This window comes from Saccharothrix coeruleofusca, from assembly GCF_017876325.1.
Lineage (GTDB): Bacteria > Actinomycetota > Actinomycetes > Mycobacteriales > Pseudonocardiaceae > Actinosynnema > Actinosynnema coeruleofuscum.
This window is the reverse complement of the sequence record NZ_JAGINV010000001.1, coordinates 1,610,269-1,630,243: the sequence shown is the minus strand read 5'-3', so window position 1 is coordinate 1,630,243 and position 19,975 is coordinate 1,610,269. Positions and strand designations below refer to the sequence as shown.

The window sequence follows — 19,975 nt, the reverse complement described above, 5'->3', positions numbered from 1 at the left end:
ATTGTCCCACCCGGCGCCGTCCCATTCGGACGCCCGCTCCGGCGGGTCGGCGCGCCGCGGGAACGCGACTCAAACCGGCCTCCAGGCGGTGGGCTCAGGGGAAGGCCCCGCGCAGCCGGTCGAGCTCGGCCGCGGTCACCGGCAGGACGGTGCCGTGCCGGGGGCGGCTGGGCAGCTGGTAGTCGGTCGAGGGGGTCCACCGGCCGGAGGCCAGGTCGGTGGTCTCGAACGGCACGTAGCCGCGTCCGCCGAACTCGTCGATGAACAGGTACCACTTCTGCCCGGTGTTGGACTTGAACACCGTGGGCCCCTCGCCCTGGCGGATCGCGCCCTTGCCGACGCAGTCGGCCACGAAGTCGTAGCTGGTGTCGCGCAGCTGCGCGGACTTCTCGGCCAGGATGAACTTGCCGCACGGCGCGGTGGAGGTGTTGCTGCGCTCGTCCTTGGTGTAGCGGTAGTACACGCCGTCGTGCTCGATCACGGTCGAGTCGATGACCGAGTGACCGGGGTCCACCCACACGCGCGGCTCGCTGAAGGTGCGGAAGTCGCGCGTGGTCGCGTAGAGCATCTTGTTGTAGGTGTTGCCGGTGTGCTCGGGATCGTTCTCGGCGTAGATCTTGGAGGCCCAGAACACCACGTACGCGCCGATCGACTCGTCGTAGTACGCCTCGGGCGCCCAGGTGTTGCCCGCCGTGTCGGGCGAGACGCGCACGTGCCGCTGCTGCGACCAGTTCACCAGATCCGTGGACTCCCAGACCTCGATGTGCTTGCTCCCCTTGCGCTGCACCAGGTCCCAGTTGCCGTTGCCGTACATCCTCAGGTCGGTGGCGATGAGGTAGAACTTGTCGCCCTCGGGCGAGCGGATGACGAACGGGTCGCGCACGCCCTTGTCGCCCAGCGACGAGGTCAGCACCGGGGCACCGCGGTTGAGTTCGTCCCACTTCAGCGCGTTGTCGCCCCGGCTGGCGGCGAAGTGGACCTGCTCGCCGGTCGCGGTGCCCTCGCCGGTGAAGTAGCCGAACAGGTAGCCCTGGTAGTCCTGTCGCCGCGGCAGCGGGCGAACCGTGGTCTCGAAGTGCCGGACGCGCTGCTGCTGTCCTGATCGGACGGTCGCGGTCAGCTTGACGCGCTCGGGGTTCGTGCCGTGCGCGGGCCGCCGGACCTCGCCGGTCGGGGTGATCACCGAGGGCTTGTTCGACCGCCACGTGACCTGGGTGCCGTGCGGGCCGGCGGCGGGCAGCGTGATGTTGCCCCTGATGTCGTCGGCGTCCCAGACCACCAGCGCGTCGGCGTCGCGGCGGGCGCGCTCGGCGTCGGGGACCACCCCCAGCTCGCGCACCTCGGACGCGCTGAGCACCCTGCTGTAGAGCCTGAAGTCGCGCAGGTCGCCCTTGAGGTACCGGTCCCCGCTGTAGAGCGAGCGGCCCAGGTAGTTGGCGGTGGTGCTGCCGCCGCCGATGTCGGCCGGGGTGGTGGTGACCCCGGTGCGCCGGGCGACCTCGACGCCGTCCTCGTACAGCACGGCGGTCCGCCCGCCCAACGTGTAGGTAAGCGTCTTCCACACGCCGCGCGCCAGGTCGCGGCCCGCGGAGGTGGTCTGCTCGGTGGACCAGTCGCCGGTGGCGATGGAGGTGCGGTAGCCGTCGCCGGTGGTGAACAGGTAGCCGTTGCCCGCGCTGCCCGAGGAGTTGCCCAGGCCCCAGATGAAGTACGGGGTGGGCTGGTCGGGCGCGATGCGGACCCGCACCGAGACGCTGACCTCGGTCAGCCCGCGCAGGAGGTGGTCGGGCAGCTTGACGTGCCCGCCCGCACCGCCCAGCCGCAGGCCCTGCGCGCCCGAGGGCGCGGCGTCGCCGACGAGGGTCGCGGTGCGGCCGGAGCCGGAGGCGTCCGTCACCGCGGTGCCGGTGGTCTCGTTGAGCGGGTAGTGGACCACCAGCGCGTCGTCGGCCGACGCGGTCGGGGTGGTCAGTGCGGCCGCGGCGAGCGCCAGCGCGAGTGCCGCGGACAGTGGACGGGGACGGGGGCGTGCGCAGGCCATGACCGTCGTTCTCTCGTCTGCGCGCGGCGCGGGCCGCGCGTGGGAACAGGGCGTCCGGGGGCGTGCCGTGCACTGGATCACAAAAGTGAGCGCTAACATAAGTCGCCTCCGAACAGCGTGTCAAGAGCGCAACATCCGTGTTTCCGGGGGGTTGACGAGTGCATTGTGAGCGTTCACTCTTGTGCCCCAGGTGACCACGGTCACGCGGTACGCCCGTCCGCGAGCGTCTCGGGTTCACACGGAGGAAGCAAGTGCTGAAGAAGATCGCGACCGCCGCCTGCGCGGTTCTGCTGGGCACGCTGACGGCGTGCGGCTCGTCCGGCGGGCAGTCCGGCGGGTCCGCCGACGACGGCAAGATCACGATGGGATTCGCCCAGGTGGGCGCCGAGAGCGGGTGGCGCACCGCGAACACCAAGTCGATCCAGGAGGCCGCCGCGGCGGCCGGGATCGACCTCAAGTTCTCCGACGCGCAGCAGAAGCAGGAGAACCAGATCAAGGCGATCCGCTCCTACATCCAGCAGAAGGTGGACGTGATCGCCTTCAGCCCGGTGGTGGAGACGGGCTGGGACACCGTGCTGCTGGAGGCCAAGCGGGCCAACATCCCGGTGATCCTCACCGACCGCTCGATCGACTCCGACGACACCTCGCTGTACAAGACCTTCCTCGGCTCGGACTTCGTCGAGGAGGGCCGCAAGGCCGGTGACTGGCTGGTGGCCAACACCCAGGGCGAGACCAACGTCGTCGAGCTGCAGGGCACCACCGGCGCCGCACCCGCCATCGACCGCAAGAAGGGCTTCGAGGAGAAGATCGCGGCGCGGCCCGACATCAAGATCGTGGCCACCCAGACCGGCGATTTCACCCGCTCCGGCGGCAAGCAGGTCATGGAGGCGTTCCTCAAGTCCACCCCCGACATCGACGTGGTCTACGCCCACAACGACGACATGGGGCTGGGCGCGATCGAGGCGATCAAGGCCGCGGGCAAGGTGCCCGGCCAGGACATCCGGATCATCACCGTCGACGCGGTCAAGGACGGGATGCAGGCGCTGGCCAACGGCGAGATCAACTTCATCGTCGAGTGCAACCCGCTGCTGGGCGGGCAGCTGATGGACCTGGCCAAGAAGATCGTGGCGGGCGAGGAGGTGCCGCCCCGCGTGGTGACCGAGGAGACCACCTTCACCAGCGAGCAGGCCAAGGCGGCGCTGCCGGAGCGCAAGTACTGACCCCGGCCCGCGCGGGTGCGGCCCCGCCACCCTCCGGGTGTGGTGGCGGGGCCGCGCCCGCACCTCGAGCACGAAGGCAGGACCATGACCGAACCGGTCGTCGACATCCGCGGGATATCCGTCGAGTTCCCCGGCGTCAAAGCGCTGCAGGAGGTGGACTTCCGGCTGTTCCCCGGCGAGGTCCACGCCCTGATGGGCGAGAACGGCGCGGGCAAGTCCACCCTGATCAAGGCGCTGACCGGCGTGCACCGGCCGGTCGCGGGCGAGGTGCTGCTCGGCGGCGAGCGGGTCGCCTTCGCGGGTCCCGCGCAGGCGCAGGACGCCGGGATCAGCACCGTGTACCAGGAGGTCGCGCTGTGCGCGAACCTCACCGTGGCGGAGAACATCCTGCTGGGCCGGGAACCCCGCCGCTTCGGCGCCATCAACGGGCGCGCCATGCGCGCGCGGGCCGCCGAGCTGCTGGCGCGCATCGGGTTGCGCGTCGACCCCCGCTCCACGCTGGCCAGCCACCCCATCGCCATCCGGCAGCTGGTCGCCATCGCCCGCGCGGTGGCCATCGACGCGCGCGTGCTGGTGCTCGACGAGCCGACCTCCAGCCTGGACGCCGACGAGGTGGCCGAGCTGTTCCGGATCGTGCGGGTGCTGCGCGACGAGGGCGTGGCGGTGCTGTTCGTCTCGCACTTCCTCGACCAGGTCTACGAGATCGCCGACCGGATGACCGTGCTGCGCAACGGCCGCGTGGTCGGCGAGTGGACCACCGCCGAGCTGGGCAGGCTGGAGCTGGTGCAGGCGATGCTGGGCCGCGAGCTGGGCGTGCTCGACGAGCTGGAGCACCGCCCGGACAAGGGGCGGGCGGGCGAGCCGCTGCTGGTGGCCGAGCAGCTGGGGCGCAAGGGCGCGATCGCGCCGTTCGACCTGACCATCCGCCGCGGCGAGGTGGTCGGGCTGGCCGGGCTGCTGGGTTCGGGCCGCACCGAGCTGGCGCGGCTGCTCTACGGCGCGGACAAGGCCGACACCGGGCGGGTGCTGGTCGACGGCGAGCCGCTGAAGCTGCGCGGTCCCCGCGCGGCGATCGAAGCGGGCATCGCGTTCAGCTCCGAGGACCGCAAGGGCGAGGGCCTGGTGGCGGACCTGAGCGTGCGCGACAACCTGATCCTGGCCATGCAGGCGGCGCGCGGCTGGGCCCGTCCCGTGCCCCGCAAGCAGGCCGACGAGCTGGTGGCCAAGTACCTGAAGATGCTCGACATCCGCCCCGCCGACCCGGACGCGCTGGCGGGCAACCTGTCCGGCGGCAACCAGCAGAAGCTGCTGCTGGCGCGGTGGCTGGTGACCCGGCCGCGGCTGCTCGTGCTGGACGAGCCGACCCGCGGCATCGACGTGGGCGCCAAGGCGCAGATCCAGAAGCTGGTGGCGGAACTGGCCGCCGACGGCATGGCGGTGCTGTTCATCTCCGCGGAGTTGGAGGAGGTCGTGCGGGTGTCCGACCGGGTGGTCGTGCTCAGGGACCGGCGGGTGGTCGCCGAGCTGTCGGGGGTGGACCTGGGCGTGGACGACGTGGTGGAGCTGATCGCCGCGACGCCGGGGGCCGAGCCGGAGAAGGTGGCCTCGTGAGCAGGCGGCTGCTGTGGCCGGTGCTGGCGCTGGTGGCGCTGCTGCTGGTCAACGTGTTCGTGACGCCGTCGTTCCTGTCGCTGCGGATGCAGGACGGGCACCTGTTCGGCAGCCTGGTCGACATCCTGCGCAACGGCGCGCCGACGCTGCTGATCGCGCTGGGCATGACGCTGGTCATCGCCACCCGCGGCATCGACCTGTCGGTGGGCGCGGTGGCCGCCATCGCGGGCGCGGTGACCTGCACCCACATCGCCGCGGGCGGTGACCCGTTCGCCGGTATGGCCATCGCGCTGGCGCTGTGCGCGCTCATGGGGCTGTGGAACGGCTTCCTGGTCTCGGTGGTCGGCGTGCAGCCGATCATCGCGACACTGGTGCTGATGACCGCCGGGCGCGGTATCGCCATGCTGATCACCGAAGGTCAGATCATCACCGTGGACAACCCCGCGTACCGGCAGATCGGCGCGGGTTTCCTGGTGCTGCCCATCGCGATCCTGATCAGCGTGGCCGCGCTGGTCGGCGTGGCGCTGGTGACCCGGCGGACCGCGCTGGGCCTGCTCATCGAGTCCGTCGGCGTGAACCCGGAGGCCAGCAGGCTGGCCGGGGTGCGGTCGCGGACGATCATCTGGACGGTGTACGTGTTCGTCGCGCTGTGCTCGGGCGTGGCGGGACTGATGATCAGCTCCAACGTCAGCGCGGCGGACGCCAACAACGCCGGGCTGTGGATCGAGATGGACGCCATCCTGGCGGTGGTCATCGGCGGCACGTCGCTGGCTGGCGGCCGGTACTCGCTGACCGGCACGCTGCTGGGCGCGCTGATCATCCAGACGCTGACCACGACGGTCTACACGATCGGCGTCCCGCCCGAGGTGACCCTGGTGTTCAAGGCGGTCGTGGTGCTGGCGGTGTGCCTGCTGCAGGCGCCCGCGCTGTCCCGCGCGCTCGCCCCCCGGCGAAAGGTGGTGCTGCCATGACCGCGCTGACCGCTCGCGCCCCCAGCCGGTTCCTGCCCGTCATCGCGACGTTCGTGGTGTTCGTGGCGACCTTCGGGGTGGGGTCGTTGCGCTACGAGGGGTTCGCCACCGGGCAGGTGGTGGCGAACCTGTTCATCGACAACGCGTTCCTGATCGTGCTCGCGGTGGGCATGACGTTCGTGATCCTCACCGGCGGGATCGACCTGTCGGTCGGGTCGGTGGTGGCGCTGTCCACCATGATCGCGGCGGCGGCGCTGCGCGCCGGGTGGCCCGCCTGGCTGGTGGTGCCCGCCGTGCTGGCGACCGGCTCCGCGCTGGGGCTGCTGATGGGCGTGGTGATCCACCGGTTCCAGGTGCAGCCGTTCATCGTCACGCTGGCGGGCATGTTCCTGGCCCGCGGGCTGTGCTTCGTGATCAGCGTGGAGTCGGTGTCGATCAAGGACCCGACGTTCCGGGCGCTGGCCACCGGCACCCTGGAGCTGCCCGGCGGGGTGACCATCACGCACACCGTGGTCATCGCGCTGGTCGCGGTGGCCGTGGCGGCCTACGTGCTGCACCTGACCCGCTTCGGCCGCACCGTGTACGCGGTGGGCGGCAGCGAGTCCTCGGCCCGGCTGATGGGCCTGCGGACCGGGCGGGTCAAGGTCGGCGTGTACGTGATCAGCGGGTTCTGCTCGGCGCTGGCCGGGCTGCTGTTCAGCCTCTACATGCTGTCCGGCTACGGGCTGCACGCGGTGGGCATGGAGCTGGACGCGATCGCCGCCGTGGTGGTCGGCGGGAGCCTGCTCTCCGGCGGGGTCGGGTTCGTCGTCGGCTCGGTGGCCGGGGTGCTGGTGCTGGGCACCATCCAGACGCTGATCTCCTTCCAGGGCACGCTCAGCTCCTGGTGGACCAAGATCGTCATCGGCGTCCTGCTGCTGGCCTTCATCGTCCTCCAGCGCCTGATCGTGCGGCGGAGCTGACGCCACCTCCGCGAGTCCAACGCCCAGGGCCCCCGAGTTGTGAACTCGGGGGCCCTGGGCGTTCGGCCGTCCCGCGGTGGCCCGCCGCGATGGGCCTGCCGCGAACCGCCTGTTGACTCGGCGGTCACCCGTCTGCAACTCTTCGAGCGCCTTACGCAAAAAATCGACAACTAGCTGGAATTAGGCGACATCGGTCGCAGCAAGCCGCTCATGCCCCTGCGCGGAGGGGCGACGGTCCCTCCGCGGCCCGACGAGAAGGGCCCGGACGCCATGTCACCGACGACACGCGCAGCCGCCTGCCTGTTCGCGCTGTCCCTGCTCCCCCTGGCCGCCCCCACCTCCCACGCCGCCACCTCCCCCGAGCCCCGCACCGCCGTCACCGCCAGCGGCGGAACCGCCGCACTGGCCGCCGACGGCGACCGGAACACCACCTGGGAGGCCACGTCCTTCCCGCAGTGGGTGCAGCTCGACCTCGGCGCCCCGACGCGGGTGGACCAGGTCCGCCTGACCACCCCGCAGGGCTGGGCCGAGCGGTCCCAGACCTTCGCCGTGCAGGCCAGCCTGGACGGCCACGGCTTCAGCACGCTGGTCCCCTCCGCCGAGCACACCTTCGACCCGGCCACCGGCAACGCCGTGGAACTGGGCTTCGACCCCACCCTGGTGCGCTACGTGCGCGCGGAGGTCACCGCCAACACCGGCGGCCGGGGCGGGCAGATCTCCGAGCTGGAGGTCCGCCGTGCCTCCGACGCGACCGCCGCGCTGGCCGCGACCTACTCCGCCAGCAGCTCCACCGACGTCTACTCCGCCGCCAACGCCGGGGACGGTGACCAGGCGAGCTACTGGGAGAGCGCGAACAACGCCTTCCCCCAGTGGTTGCAGGCCGACCTGGGCTCGGCGGTCAAGCTCGACCGCCTGGTGCTGAAGCTGCCGACCTCCGGCTGGGGCGCGCGCACCCAGACCCTGTCGGTGCAGCGGAGCACCGACGGCTCCGCGTTCAACGACCTGGTGCCCACCAAGGCATACACCTTCGAACCCAGCGCGGACAACGCGGTGACGATCCAGTTCACCACCGTCACGACGCGGTACGTCCGGCTGCGCATCACCGCCAACACCGCGTGGCCCGCCGGGCAGATCTCGGAGTTCGAGCTGCACGGCCCCACCGGCGGTGACACCCGAGCGCCGTCCGCGCCCGGCGACCTGGCCTACAGCCAGCCGCAGGCGGGTCAGGTCCGGCTGACCTGGACCGCCGCCACCGACGACGTCGGCGTCACCGGCTACGACATCTACGCCAACGGCGCGCTGCGCACCAGCGTGGCGGGCGACGTGCTGTCCTACACCGATTCCCAGCCCGACGGCGTGCGGGTGGTCTACTTCGTCCGGGCCAGGGACGCGGCGGGCAACCAGTCCGCCGACAGCAACTCGGTGACCCGTCCCGGTTCCGGCCAGCCCGGCGCCAACCTCGCCCTGGGCAAGCCGATCTCGGCCTCGTCCCACGCCTTCACCTTCGTCGCGGCCAACGCCAACGACAACGACGTCACCACCTACTGGGAGGGCGCGACCTACCCGAACACGCTGACCGCGCAGCTGGGCGCGAACGCCGACCTCAGCTCGATCACCCTGCGGCTCAACCCCGACCAGGCGTGGGGCCCGCGCACGCAGAACATCCAGGTGCTCGGCCGCGAGCAGAGCGCGTCCGGCTTCACCAGCGTCGTGGCGGCGGCGGACTACTCGTTCAGCCCCGCCAACGGCAACAGCGTCACCATCCCGGTGTCCGCGCGGGTGGCCGACGTGCAACTGCGCATCACCTCCAACACCGGTGCGCCGGGCGGCCAGGTGGCGGAGTTCCAGGTCTTCGGCGTCGCCGCCCCCAATCCCGACCTGACGGTCACCGGCACCGCGTTCACGCCCGCGAGCCCGGTGGAGACCGACGCGGTCACGCTGTCCGCGACCGTGCGCAACGCGGGCACCACCGCTTCGGCCGCGACCGACGTGACCTTCTTCCTGGGCACGACTTCAGTGGGCACCGCGCCGGTCGGTGCTCTGGCGGCGGGCGCTTCGGCGACCGTAACGGCGAACATCGGCGCGCGCGCCGCGGGTTCGTACGAGTACACCGCCAAGGTCGACGAGACCAAGAAGGTCATCGAGCAGGACGAGGCCAACAACTCCCGGCCGCACCCCGACGCGCTGGTGGTCACGCCGGTGCCCAGCTCGGACCTGGTCGCCGCACCGGTGAGCTGGACGCCCCAGAACCCGGCCAACGGGCAGAGCACGGCCTTCAGCGTGGCGATCAGGAACCAGGGCACCACCGCCTCGGCGGGCGGCGCGCACGGCATCACGCTGACCGTCCTCGACGCCACCACGGGCGCTGCCGTGCGGACGCTGACCGGCACCCACACCGGCGCGATCGCGGCGGGCTCGACCACGGCCCCGGTCGACCTCGGCTCGTGGCCCGCGACCAACGGCAAGTACACCGTCCGCACCGCCATCGCCGCCGACGCCAACGAGATCCCCGCCAAGCGGGCCAACAACACCACCGACCAACCGCTGTTCGTCGGTCGCGGCGCGAACGTGCCGTGGACGCACGTGGAAGCCGAGGACGGCGTCACCGCCGGCGGCGCGACCACCGTCGGCCCCAACCGCACGGTCGGCGACCTGGCCGGTGAGGCGTCCGGGCGGCGCGCGGTCACCCTGAACACCACCGGCGCCTCGGTCGAGTTCACCACCACCGCGCCGACCAACACGCTGGTGACCCGCTTCTCCATCCCGGACGCGCCGGGCGGCGGCGGCATCAACGCCACGTTGAACCTCTACGTGGACGGCGTCTTCCACAAGGCGATCGACCTGACCTCGAAGTACATGTGGCTCTACGGCAACGAGAGCGGCCCCGGCAACTCGCCGGGCGCGGGCGGGCCGCGGCACATCTACGACGAGGCGAGCGTGATGCTCGACAGCACGGTCCCGGCGGGCAGCCGGATCAAGCTCCAGAAGGACGCGGGCAACAGCACCACCTACGCGATCGACTTCGTCAACTTCGAGCGGGTCGCCCCGGCGGCCAACCCCGACCCCACCCGCTACGCGGTGCCCGCCGGGTTCACCCACCAGGACGTGCAGAACGCGCTGGACCGGGTCCGCATGGACACCTCCGGCGCGCTGGTCGGCGTGTACCTGCCCGCCGGCGACTACCAGACCGCGCAGAAGTTCCAGGTGTACGGCAAGCCGGTCAAGGTGGTGGGCGCGGGCCCCTGGTACACCAGGTTCTTCGCCCCCAGCACGCAGGAGAACACCGATGTCGGCTTCCGGGCCGAGTCGTCGGTGAACGGCTCGACCTTCAGCGGGTTCGCCTACTTCGGCAACTACACCTCGCGCATCGACGGCCCCGGCAAGGTGTTCGACTTCGCCAACGTCTCCAACATCACCATCGAGAACGTCTGGGCCGAGCACGTGGTGTGCCTCTACTGGGGCGCGAACACGGACTTCATGACGATCCGGGACTCGCGCATCCGCAACACCTTCGCCGACGGCGTGAACATGACCAACGGCAGCACCGACAACCGGGTTGCCAACATCGAGGCGCGTGCCACCGGTGACGACAGCTTCGCGCTGTTCTCCGCGATCGACGCGGGCGGCGCGGACGAGAAGAACAACGTCTACGAGAACCTGACCTCGATCCTGACCTGGCGCGCGGCCGGGCTGGCGGTCTACGGCGGCTACCTCAACACCTTCCGCAACATCTACATCGCCGACACCCTGGTGTACTCCGGGGTCACCATCAGCTCGCTGGACTTCGGCTACCCGATGAACGGCTTCGGGCCGGACCCGACGACGTTCACCGGGCTGACCGTCGTCCGCGCGGGCGGGCACTTCTGGGGCGGGCAGACCTTCCCCGGCATCTGGATGTTCTCCGCCTCCAAGGCGTTCCGGGGCATCCGGGTCGACGACGCCGACATCATCGACCCCACCTACAGCGGCATCATGTTCCAGACCAAGTACGACGACCGGGGACGACCGGAGAACCCCATCCAGGACACCGTGCTGACCGACATCAGCGTCTCCGGGGCGCGCAAGAGCGGTGACGCCTTCGACGCCAAGTCCGGGTTCGGCCTGTGGGCCAACGAGATGCCCGAGGCGGGGCAGGGACCGGCGGTCGGCTCGGTGACGTTCAACGGGCTGCGGTTGAGCGACAACCACCAGGACATCCGCAACACGACGTCCACCTTCACCATCGTCGTCAACAACTGACCCATCCACAGGGCCTCCCGCCCGCGCTCGACGAGCGCGGGCGGGAGGCGGGCTCAGCTCCACAGCACGGGTGCGCGGGCCTCCACCTGGGCGTCCATGTGCGCGGCGACCTCCTCGGCGGGCAGGGGGGGCCAACCGGCGCCCGTCCCGCAGGCGCAGCGCGACGGTGCCGTTCGCGGCTTCCTCACCGCCGATCACGACCTGGTAGGGCACCAGCCGGGATTGGCGGACGCGAGCGCCCAGGCTGCCGCGCTCCACCACCTCGACGCGCAACCCCAACGCGGCGCACCGCTCGGCGAACGCCGTGGCGGGCGCGAGCTCGCCGCCGGAGACGGGCAGCACCACCACTTGGACGGGTGCCAGCCAAGCGGGGAACGCCCCGCTGTGCTGCTCGACCAGCTGGGCCACCGCCCGCTCCACGCTGCCGATGACGCTGCGGTGCACCATGACCGGCCGGTGCCGGGCCCCGTCCGGCCCGGTGTAGCCGAGGTCGAACCGCTCGGGCTGGTGGAAGTCGACCTGCACGGTGGACAGGGTCGTCTCGCGCCCCGCGCCGTCGACCACCTGCACGTCGATCTTGGGGCCGTAGAAGGCCGCCTCCCCCGCCACCGCCTCGTACTCCAGGCCGGAGCGGTCGAGCACGTCGGCGAGCAGGGCGGTGGACCGCCGCCACAGCTCCGGGGCGGCGACGTACTTCCCACCGGGACCGGGCAGCGAGAGCCGGTAGCGGGCGGGCCGGATGCCCATCGCCTCGTACGCCCGCCGGATCATCGCCAGCGCGGCGAGGGCCTCGTCCGCGACCTGGTCGGTGGTGCAGAAGACGTGCGCGTCGTTGAGCTGGATGGCGCGGACGCGGGTCAACCCGCCCAGCACCCCGGACAGCTCCGAGCGGTACATGCCACCCAGTTCGGCCAGGCGCAGCGGCAGCTCGCGGTAGCTGCGGGCGCGTGAGCGGTAGACCAGCGCGTGGTGCGGGCACAGGCTGGGCCGCAGCACGACCTGCTCGCCGCCCAGGTCCATGGGCGGGAACATGTCCTCGCGGTAGTGCGACCAGTGCCCGGAGATCTCGTACAGCTCCCGTTTCCCCAGCACGGGCGAGTACACGTGCCGGTAGCCCGCGCGGCGTTCGGCGTCGCGGACGTACTCCTCCAGGGCGTGCCGCACCACCGCGCCGTCGGGCAGCCAGTACGGCAGCCCCGCGCCGATGAGCGGGTCGGTGTCGAACAGGGCCAGCTCGCGGCCGAGCCTGCGGTGATCGTGCCTGGGGTGGTCGTGCCCTGGATGGTCGTGCCCTGGATGGTCGTGCACGGTGGTCTCCTCGCGAGTGCGGGGACGAGCGACCACGTGAAGAAGCTCCGGGGCACTCGCCCCGGAGCTTCGACTGCAGCAACTGTCAGCGCGCCGGGACCGTCTCCGGCGTCGTAGTCAGGTCAACGCGCTGCACGAACGCCACGATAGCAACACCGCGGCTCCTGACCACCCGGTTAAATCCTGCCGGTGCCCGCGCCGCTGGTGACCACGGATTTCACCGAGCTCGCCGGATCCAGCGCGTAGGAGTAGGGAATCGACTTCACCGAGCCGCCCTGGTCGCCCGAACCGGAGTTGACGAAGTGGTTGTTGCGCGCGACCAGGTTCGCGGCGGGCGAGTCGCCCTCGCCGCGGTGGAACGGGTCTTCGGTGTTCTCGAAGTAATTGCCCTCGACCAGGACACCCGCTTCGAGGGTGGAGGCCACGCCGTAATCGGTGACGCCGCCGTAGTAGTTGTTGTAGACGTGCACGGGGTTGCCGAAGCGCACCCTGGGGTGCCGCTGCCGCGTGCCGTCGAACCAGTTGTGGTGGTAGCTGACCCGCAGCTTGCCCCGGTCCTCGGAGCCGTTGTCGTCGTCGTGGCCCAGCAGCATGGTCTTGTTGTGGTCGGTGAACTTGTTCCACGAGACGGTCACGTAGTCCGAGGCGCGCTTGATGTCCACCGCGCCGTCGCTGCCGCTGGAGAAGGTGTTGTGGTCGATCCACACCCGCGTGGAGTACTGGACGTTGATCGCGTCGTCGCCCCAGTCGCGGAAGTTGAGGTTGCGGACGATCACGTTCGAGGCGTTGGCGATGTTCAGGCCCTGGCCGGTGATGGTGGCACCGGCGTCGCCGATGATCGTCTTGTTCGACGCGACCTTGGTCATGCTCGACAGCGCGATCGTGCCCGAGACGCGCACCACGGCCGCGCTCGACGACTGCACCGCCGAGGTGAACGCGGACGCGGTGCTGACCGTGACGGGCGCGGCGCTGCCGCCGCCGGTCGTGCCGCCGCCCTGCGTCGCCCAGCCTTCGAGGGCGAACGACGCCGCGGTCGCCGGGGGCGCGATGGCGGAGGTGCCCGCCAGCACCAGGGCGGCGACGAGCCCGGTGCGCCGGTGCACGCGGGTTGAGGTGAGGGACATGGGTGGGTTCCTCCCGGGAACAACGTAGTGACAATGGACCGGCGGCGGTTCATCGTGGCGGCGTTCCGGGATCGGCGGTCGCCCGGACCGAACAAGTGCGAAAGGAGCCGACATACCCCTATAAGCGCATGTCGAAGCACCTGCCGAGCCGGGCGTTCATATTTGTGAACCTTTTGCACAAGTGCGAACGAAGTATTGCCAGGACATCCTCCGCGCGTCAACAGCGCGACCAGTTTCGACCTGCGTTCGACCTTTTTCGAAACTCTTTCGTCGAATTCGAGTCGAATTCGACCAGACGCGGCGCGCGGCTGAACCGTTCAGGCGGGCGGCCATCCCACGGCGGCGGCAGCGGGGGCTTCCGCTGTGGCGGTGACTCGACGTAACCTGCGGCGATCGAGGCACTCCGTACAGTGAGGTACCAGGAGGGCGCGTGGTCACGATCGCCGAGGTCGCCGCGCACGCGGGCGTGGCGCCCAGCACGGTGTCGTACGCCTTGTCCGGCAAGCGGTCCATCTCCGCGGGTACGCGGGCGCGGGTGGAGGCGAGCGTGCGGGCGCTGGGGTACTGCGCCGTCGCGTCCACCAGGAGTCAGCGCAGCGGCGTGCTGGCGCTGGCCCTGCCGCTGCGGGCGGGCGTGGAGTTGCGGGTGGTGATGCGGTTCGTGGGCTCGATCGCCGCCGCCGCCAGGGAGCACGGGCTGGACGTGCTGCTGGTGACCGAGGACCGCGGCGCTCGGGGCCTGCGCGCCGCGGTGGAGCAGCACCGGGCCGACGGAGTCGTGGTGATGGACGTGGGGATGCGCGACGAGCGCGTCACCGCGCTGCGCGAGCTGCGGCGTCCGTCGGTCCTCATCGGATTCCCGGCCGACCCGTCCGGGTTGACCTGCGTGGACCTGGACTTCACCGCGGCGGGCTCGCGGTGCCTGGACCACCTGGCCGACCTGGGGCACCGGCACGTCGCCCTGCTCGGCTCGCCCGAGGCGGTGTACCGGCGGGAAACCGCTTTCGCGCACCGCACGGTGGCCGGGGTCAGCGCGGCGGCGATGCGGCGCGGGGTGTCGGTGACGACGCTGGCCACCGGGCCCGACGTGCGCGCCGCGCTCGCCGCGCTGGGGCCCGCGGTCACCGGGCTGGTGGTGCACAACGAAACGGCGCTGGCGGCGGTGCTGGACGGCTTGGCGGCGCTGGGAAAGCGGGTGCCGCGCGACGTGTCGGTGGTGGCGATCCGGCCCGACGGGGTAGGTCCCCCGGTCACGTCGGTGCGCGTGCCCGCCGACGAGCTGGGGCGGCGGGCGGTGGAGCTGCTGGTGCGGCAACTGGAACGCGGCGAACCGCTGCGGTCGCTGACCCTGCTGCCCCCGCGCCTGACCGACCGCGGCACCACCGCCCCACCCCCACCACCGGCAAGTACTACCCGACCCACCCCGAAGGGCCGGTAACTACTACCCGATGTGGACGCGGGTAGTGGTCGTGCGCCCTGGGACGGGCCACGGGTAGTACTTGCCGGTGCGGGTGGTCAGTCGCGGACGAAGGCGTCCACCCGTGCGGCCACACCCGCCGCGTCCGCGTTCTCCCGGTGCAGCATGGCCAGGCCGCGCACCGGCGCCAGCCGGTCGGCCAAGCGGGTGGAGCCGATTCCCCGCGACGCCTCCAGCGCCTCCTCGCACACCGACGCCGCCTCGTCGAAGTCGTGCGCCAGCAAGTGGTTGGTGGTCAACGCGATCAGGCTCAACGCCCGGCTGCGCGCCATGTTCGGCCCGTACCCCGCCGCCGCGGCGGTGAGCAGCCGGATGGCGGTGGCGCTGTGCGCGCGGTCGACCGTGCGGGCCAATTCGGTGTGGACCACGCCGGTCATCGCCGTCAGGTCCGTCCCGTCGAAGAACCTGGCCCAGTCGGCCACCTCCGAGGCGCGGTCGAACTGGTCGTGCGCCCGCCGCAGGCATTCCAAGGCGGGTCGCACGTTGCCCACCGCCGCGTGCGCCCACGCCTGGTTCACGTGCAGGATCGCCTTGGAGTGCGCCGACACCGCCACGGCCGCACCGCGATCGAACTCCAGCAGCGCGTCGTCGCACGCGCCGCGGTGCAGGTGCAGGCGTCCGGTCCGGTAGTGGATGTTGGCGGCGAGGTCGTCGTGGCCCGCCTCGGTGGCCAGCTCCAGCGCCCGTGCCCAGTGCCTGCCCGCGGCCTGGTTCACCCCGGTGTCGAAGCAGGTCCACGCGGCCAGGTTGTGCGCGTCCGCCAGTGCCACCAGCAGCCGGACGCGCACCGCGTGGGTGGCCCGCGCGTCCAGCAGCCGGTCGTGCCACTGCGCCGAGGCCACCGCCGCGTCGCGGCACGCGCCGCCGCCCGCGCGGTAGTCCTCTTGGCGCAGCACGGCGGTTCCCTCCTCGATCCGCGCCACGTCTTCGAATCCCACCCGCTCCGGCACGTCGGACATGGCAGCACCTCCTCCCCCGAGGGTGCCCGGTCCGCTGCGCTGCGCATCCCCCCACACCGGAACGGACGCGCGCCCGTACACGAGCGGCCCTGTCCACCGAGCGGTCCCGCCACCAGCGGTCACGTTCGACGAGGTTCACTGCACCAGTGACGGGTACAGCTCGACGAGGTCACCGGACAGCGTCGCCTTGACCCGGCGGGACATGTCGTCGACCAGGATCTCGTACCGGTCGGCCTCGATGCCGTCCAACGCCGACTCGGCGATCTGGTCGGCCGAGACCTTCGGCTCGTCGATCCCCGCGGTCATGTCGGTGTCGACGTACCCGACGTGCAGGCCGGGCACGGTGATGCCGCGCGGTTCGAGCTCCAGGCGCAGGGCGTTGCTCTGCGACCACAGCGCGGACTTCGTCGCGCTGTACGCGCCGGACATGGCGATCCAGGACAGCACCGAGTGCACGTTGAGGATGTGGCCACCGCCGTTGCGCTCGATGACCGGCGCGAACGCGCGGGTGGTGCGCAGCGGCCCGAAGAAGTTGACGTCGAACTCGCGCCGGATCTGCTCCAGCGGGGATCGCAGGTACGAGGTTCAGCGGCACCCCCGCGTTGTTGACCAGGATGGTGACGTCGTCCGCGACTCGGGCCAGCTCGGCGACCGAGGACGGGTCGGTGACCTCCAGGGGCAGTGCCACGGCGTCGGGGCGGGTGATCGTGCGCGGGTCGCGCGGTGGCGTAGACCTTCGCCGCGCCGCGCTCGTACAGCGCCCGCACCAGCGCTTGGCCCATGCCCCGGTTGCCGCCGGTGACCAGCGCGGTCGCTCCGTCGATCGTGGTCATGAGTCTGCTCCTCGCCGTGGAAACCGATCTGTTTTCACCGCGCAACCCACGCGGTGACCTGACGTCGTGCCCTCCTCTCGGGATCGGCTCCTTGTCCCGGCGGCAGGAGGAGATCAGCAGCTCGCCGGACTATCACGGCTGCCCCATGGTGGCCGTCGCCGCGGAGCTGAAGGACACCGCGCACCCGGCCAGCACCGTGGCGCGGCGGCACAAGCAGGACTTGACCGACTTCTTCCGCGCCGAGGCGGAGCGGGCGGGCGTGGCCGACCCGGACACCCTGGCCGCCCAGTTGACCATCGTCTTCGACGGCGCCTCGGCCCGCTCCGTCGTCCGCGCCGAACCCCTGGGCGGCCTGGGCCTGCGCGCCGCCACCGCCCTGCTGGACACCGCCGGCGTCCCCTGACCCCGCGCGTTCAGGCGTCCCGACCTTCGGGACCACGTTGCCGGGTAGTGGTTACCGGCCCTCCGAGGGAGGGCTGGTAGTACTTGCCGACTCGCTGGGGTGGGGTGCCGGGTGCGCGGAGCGGTCTACACCAGGTCGGCCATGTCGAGCACGAAGCGGTAGCGGACGTCGTTGCGCCCCAAGCGGTCGAGAGCTTCGTTCACCCGCGCCGACGGCACCAGCTCGATGTCCGCGGTGACGCCGTGCTCGGCGCAGAACTCCAGCATCGCGGCGGTTTCGGGACGGCCGCCGCTCCCCGCCGAGCTGAGCTTCTTGCGCCCGATCAGCAGGTCGAGGCCCTCCACGGTGACCGGACCGAGATAGCCGACCTGGCTGAGGGTCCCGTCCAGGGCGACCAGCCTCAGGTAGGGGGCGAGGTCGTGGGGGACGGCGATGGTGTCGATGACGACGTCGAACCGCTCCTTCACGGCGGCCATCCGCTCCTGGTCGGTCGACACGACCAGGTCCGCCGCGCCGAAGCGGCGGGCGTCCTCGGCCTTGTCCGCCGACCGGCTGATGACCGTGGTGTCGGCCCCGAGCGCCACGGCGAACTTGACCGCGAGGTGTCCGAGGCCGCCGAGCCCGACCACCGCGACGCGGCTGCCGGGGCCGACGCCGAGCGCCCGCAGCGGTTCCCAGACGGTGACGCCCGCGCACAGCAGAGGAGCGGCGGCGGCCGGGTCGAGCCCGGCGGGGAGCGGGTGGGCGAACCCGTCGCGCACCACGTACTCGCGGGAATAGGCACCCAGTGTGGTGGTTCCGTCGTGGCGGTCGGTACCGCCGTAGGTCAGGGTCGGGAACTCGTGGCAGAAGTTCTCCTGCCCCTTCAGGCACATGGCGCACGCGCCGCAGGAGTCGACGATGTTGCCGACCGCGACGGCGTCGCCCACGGCGAATCGCGTGACATCGCGGCCGATGTCGGTCACCACGCCGGTGAACTCGTGACCCGGCACCAGCGGCGCGCCGCCGTTGTCGCGGTAGGCGTGGATGGAGTGCAGATCGGTGTGGCAGACGCCGCAGTAGTCCACGCGCACCGCGATGTCATCGGCTCGCAGGTCTCTCCGTTCGAACGACACCCGCCGCAGCGCGGTTCCGCCGCGGTCGGCCTGCCAGCCCACAGTGGTCCTCATGACGCTCCCCTACAAACAGACTGTTCTGTCTATTGGGGCCAGGCTAGCCGCCGGGAGCAGCGGGGGCAAACCGACCGGTCTGTTGTTATCGTGCTCGGCATGGTGCAGAAGCCCCTGACCTCGCGCGGCGTCGCCACGCGGCAGCGCATCCTGGACGTGGCGACCAGCGAGTTCGCCGAGCACGGCATCGCCGGGGCCCGCATCGACCGGATCGTGGCGGCGGCCCGCACGAACAAGGCCCAGCTCTACGGCTACTTCGGCAGCAAGGAGGGCCTGTTCGACGCGATCTTCTTCGGTTCCCTGGAACGGATCATGACCGTCGTGCCGATCGACGCGGCCGACCTCGCGGACTGGGCCGTCCGGCTGTACGACGAGTACCTGCGCCGCCCCGACCTCATCCGGCTCGCCACGTGGGCCCGCCTGGAGAGGCGCCCGGTCGGTCACCTCGTCGACGACGCCAGCAGGCTCGACGACGCCAAACTGCGCGCCATCGCCGACGCGCAAGCCGCGGGAACCGTCCGGTCCGGCGATCCGTTCGACCTGATGGCGATGGTCATCGCGATGTCCATGGCGTGGTCGCCGGTCAGCAACGTCTACGCCGCCAGCGAGCAGGAACCGCCGGAAGCCCACGAACGCCGCCGAGCCCTGCTCCGCGAGAGCGTCCAGCGGGTCGTGGCCCCCGGCTGACAGCCCGACCCGAGCGCTCGGGTCGCGGTGTCCGAGCGCTCGGGTCGCAGTTCAGAGGAAGAGGTAGCGCATCCGGTCGCCGAACACGGCGTGCCCGCGCAACCGCTCGAACTGGGCCACGTGCTCGGCCACGTCCTCGGGGTCGGTGATGACCACGTTGCCCGCCAACAGCTCCACCACGACCATGCGCTCGTCCAGCACGCGGTAGCCCGCGTCCGGGATGGACGCCTTCGAGAAGAACGGGATGATGCCCACCTCGATCCCCTCCGCCATGCTCACCCGGTACACCTGCTGCACCAGGTCCGGCGCCGAGCGAACCACCCCTTCCGGCATCAGCACCACGAACTCCTTGCCGCGCGGCGGCTTGTCCAGCACGGCTTCCGGGAGACCGCCGACGCCGAGGACGCGCACCGTCGTCGCGGACTGCTCGGCCCGCGCCACCCGGACCTGCTGGCGGGCCGCGCCCCGGTGCAGGACCGCGCGGCGGTGGCGCGCGTCGCGGGACACCAGCGAGGCCAGCTCCACCATGCGGCCCCGGATCTCCGGCGACACCGCGTAGTTCTCCGCCAGCCGGGCCACGTCGTCCACTTTGGGCACGAGCCTGCCGGTCTCCAGTTTGGACAGCTTCGACTGGCTCATGCCCGCCCGCGCACCGGCGTCGCGCCCGGTGAGCCCCGCGTTCAGCCGCGAGGACAGCAGCAGCACCGACAACTCCTCGCGGCGCGCCCCCGCGTCGCCCTCGCCCAGGTTCACCCTGGCCGCGCGCGCCCCGCGCGAGCGCAGCTCCACCCCCTCCGACACCAGAGCGCTGCGCACCGTCCCGTAGGAGCGGCCCGTCATCGCCGCCAGAGCGCGGATCGTCCGTCCGCGTGAGTATTCCGCCGTCACGAATTCCCGGAAGTGCGTCATCACTCGTCCTCCACCTTGCGCCTCCGCCCCCCGGAGGCTCCCCACTGCCCTGGGAAAACCCA

General features: G+C 71.3%; 14 protein-coding genes and 1 pseudogene. 8 read left to right on the top strand and 7 right to left on the bottom strand.

All coding sequences use genetic code 11. The annotated features are described in order from the left end of the window. Positions 1–94: 94 nt before the first annotated feature. Positions 95–2,041, bottom strand: a complete 1,947-nt coding sequence (locus JOF41_RS07735) for an immunoglobulin-like domain-containing protein (RefSeq protein ID WP_244989534.1) — start codon at positions 2,039–2,041, stop codon at positions 95–97. Positions 2,042–2,292: 251 nt separating this feature from the next. Between JOF41_RS07735 and JOF41_RS07730 the strand changes: the two genes are divergently transcribed. From JOF41_RS07730 to JOF41_RS07710, 5 genes are all read left to right on the top strand, one after another. Beyond that, a complete protein-coding gene (locus JOF41_RS07730; protein ID WP_189226583.1) occupies positions 2,293–3,261 on the top strand; it encodes an ABC transporter substrate-binding protein in 969 nt (322 codons plus the stop codon). Between the two features lie 84 nt (positions 3,262–3,345). After that, the gene (locus tag JOF41_RS07725) at positions 3,346–4,872 is read left to right on the top strand and encodes a sugar ABC transporter ATP-binding protein (RefSeq protein ID WP_189226582.1); all 1,527 of its coding nucleotides are present in this window, start codon (positions 3,346–3,348) and stop codon (positions 4,870–4,872) included. Then, positions 4,869–5,843, top strand: a complete 975-nt coding sequence (locus JOF41_RS07720; protein ID WP_209617365.1) for an ABC transporter permease — start codon at positions 4,869–4,871, stop codon at positions 5,841–5,843. Before JOF41_RS07725 ends, JOF41_RS07720 begins: the two co-directional genes overlap by 4 nt. Beyond that, the gene (gene yjfF / locus JOF41_RS07715) at positions 5,840–6,805 is read left to right on the top strand and encodes a galactofuranose ABC transporter, permease protein YjfF (RefSeq protein ID WP_189226580.1); all 966 of its coding nucleotides are present in this window, start codon (positions 5,840–5,842) and stop codon (positions 6,803–6,805) included. Before JOF41_RS07720 ends, yjfF begins: the two co-directional genes overlap by 4 nt. Positions 6,806–7,075: 270 nt before the next feature. Continuing rightward, positions 7,076–11,044 (top strand): discoidin domain-containing protein, encoded by a 3,969-nt coding sequence (locus JOF41_RS07710; protein WP_209617361.1) that lies wholly within the window; start codon positions 7,076–7,078, stop codon positions 11,042–11,044. 53 nt (positions 11,045–11,097) lie between these two features. Here JOF41_RS07710 and thrS read toward each other — a convergent pair. Together thrS and JOF41_RS07700 are read right to left on the bottom strand one after the other, a co-directional pair. After that, positions 11,098–12,352, bottom strand: a pseudogene (thrS, locus tag JOF41_RS07705) (threonine--tRNA ligase). A 176-nt stretch (positions 12,353–12,528) separates the two neighbouring features. Beyond that, entirely contained in the window at positions 12,529–13,476 is a 948-nt protein-coding gene (locus JOF41_RS07700; protein ID WP_189226578.1) for a pectate lyase family protein, read from the bottom strand. 430 nt (positions 13,477–13,906) lie between these two features. Between JOF41_RS07700 and JOF41_RS07695 the strand changes: the two genes are divergently transcribed. Then, complete coding sequence (locus JOF41_RS07695) at positions 13,907–14,914, top strand: LacI family DNA-binding transcriptional regulator (protein WP_209617359.1); 1,008 nt, start codon at positions 13,907–13,909, stop codon at positions 14,912–14,914. A 77-nt stretch (positions 14,915–14,991) separates the two neighbouring features. Here the strand turns inward: JOF41_RS07695 and JOF41_RS07690 are convergent, their stop codons facing one another. Both JOF41_RS07690 and JOF41_RS36765 read right to left on the bottom strand, forming a co-directional pair. After that, the gene (locus JOF41_RS07690; RefSeq protein WP_244989533.1) at positions 14,992–15,912 is read right to left on the bottom strand and encodes an NsdA family TPR-like regulatory protein; all 921 of its coding nucleotides are present in this window, start codon (positions 15,910–15,912) and stop codon (positions 14,992–14,994) included. Positions 15,913–16,047: 135 nt separating this feature from the next. Continuing rightward, the gene (locus JOF41_RS36765; protein ID WP_244990456.1) at positions 16,048–16,431 is read right to left on the bottom strand and encodes an SDR family NAD(P)-dependent oxidoreductase; all 384 of its coding nucleotides are present in this window, start codon (positions 16,429–16,431) and stop codon (positions 16,048–16,050) included. Positions 16,432–16,836: 405 nt separating this feature from the next. On the opposite strand from JOF41_RS36765, the gene JOF41_RS07680 reads away from it, so the two are divergent. Then, positions 16,837–17,148, top strand: coding sequence for a hypothetical protein (locus tag JOF41_RS07680; RefSeq protein WP_209617356.1), 312 nt, complete (start codon positions 16,837–16,839; stop codon positions 17,146–17,148). 125 nt (positions 17,149–17,273) lie between these two features. Here the strand turns inward: JOF41_RS07680 and JOF41_RS07675 are convergent, their stop codons facing one another. After that, positions 17,274–18,317, bottom strand: coding sequence for an NAD(P)-dependent alcohol dehydrogenase (locus JOF41_RS07675; RefSeq protein ID WP_209617353.1), 1,044 nt, complete (start codon positions 18,315–18,317; stop codon positions 17,274–17,276). 99 nt (positions 18,318–18,416) lie between these two features. Between JOF41_RS07675 and JOF41_RS07670 the strand changes: the two genes are divergently transcribed. Continuing rightward, positions 18,417–19,004, top strand: coding sequence for a TetR/AcrR family transcriptional regulator (locus JOF41_RS07670; RefSeq protein ID WP_189226574.1), 588 nt, complete (start codon positions 18,417–18,419; stop codon positions 19,002–19,004). Between the two features lie 51 nt (positions 19,005–19,055). On the opposite strand, the gene JOF41_RS07665 is transcribed toward JOF41_RS07670, so the two are convergent. Next, entirely contained in the window at positions 19,056–19,913 is an 858-nt protein-coding gene (locus JOF41_RS07665) for a helix-turn-helix domain-containing protein (RefSeq protein WP_276515668.1), read from the bottom strand. Positions 19,914–19,975 lie beyond the last annotated feature (62 nt).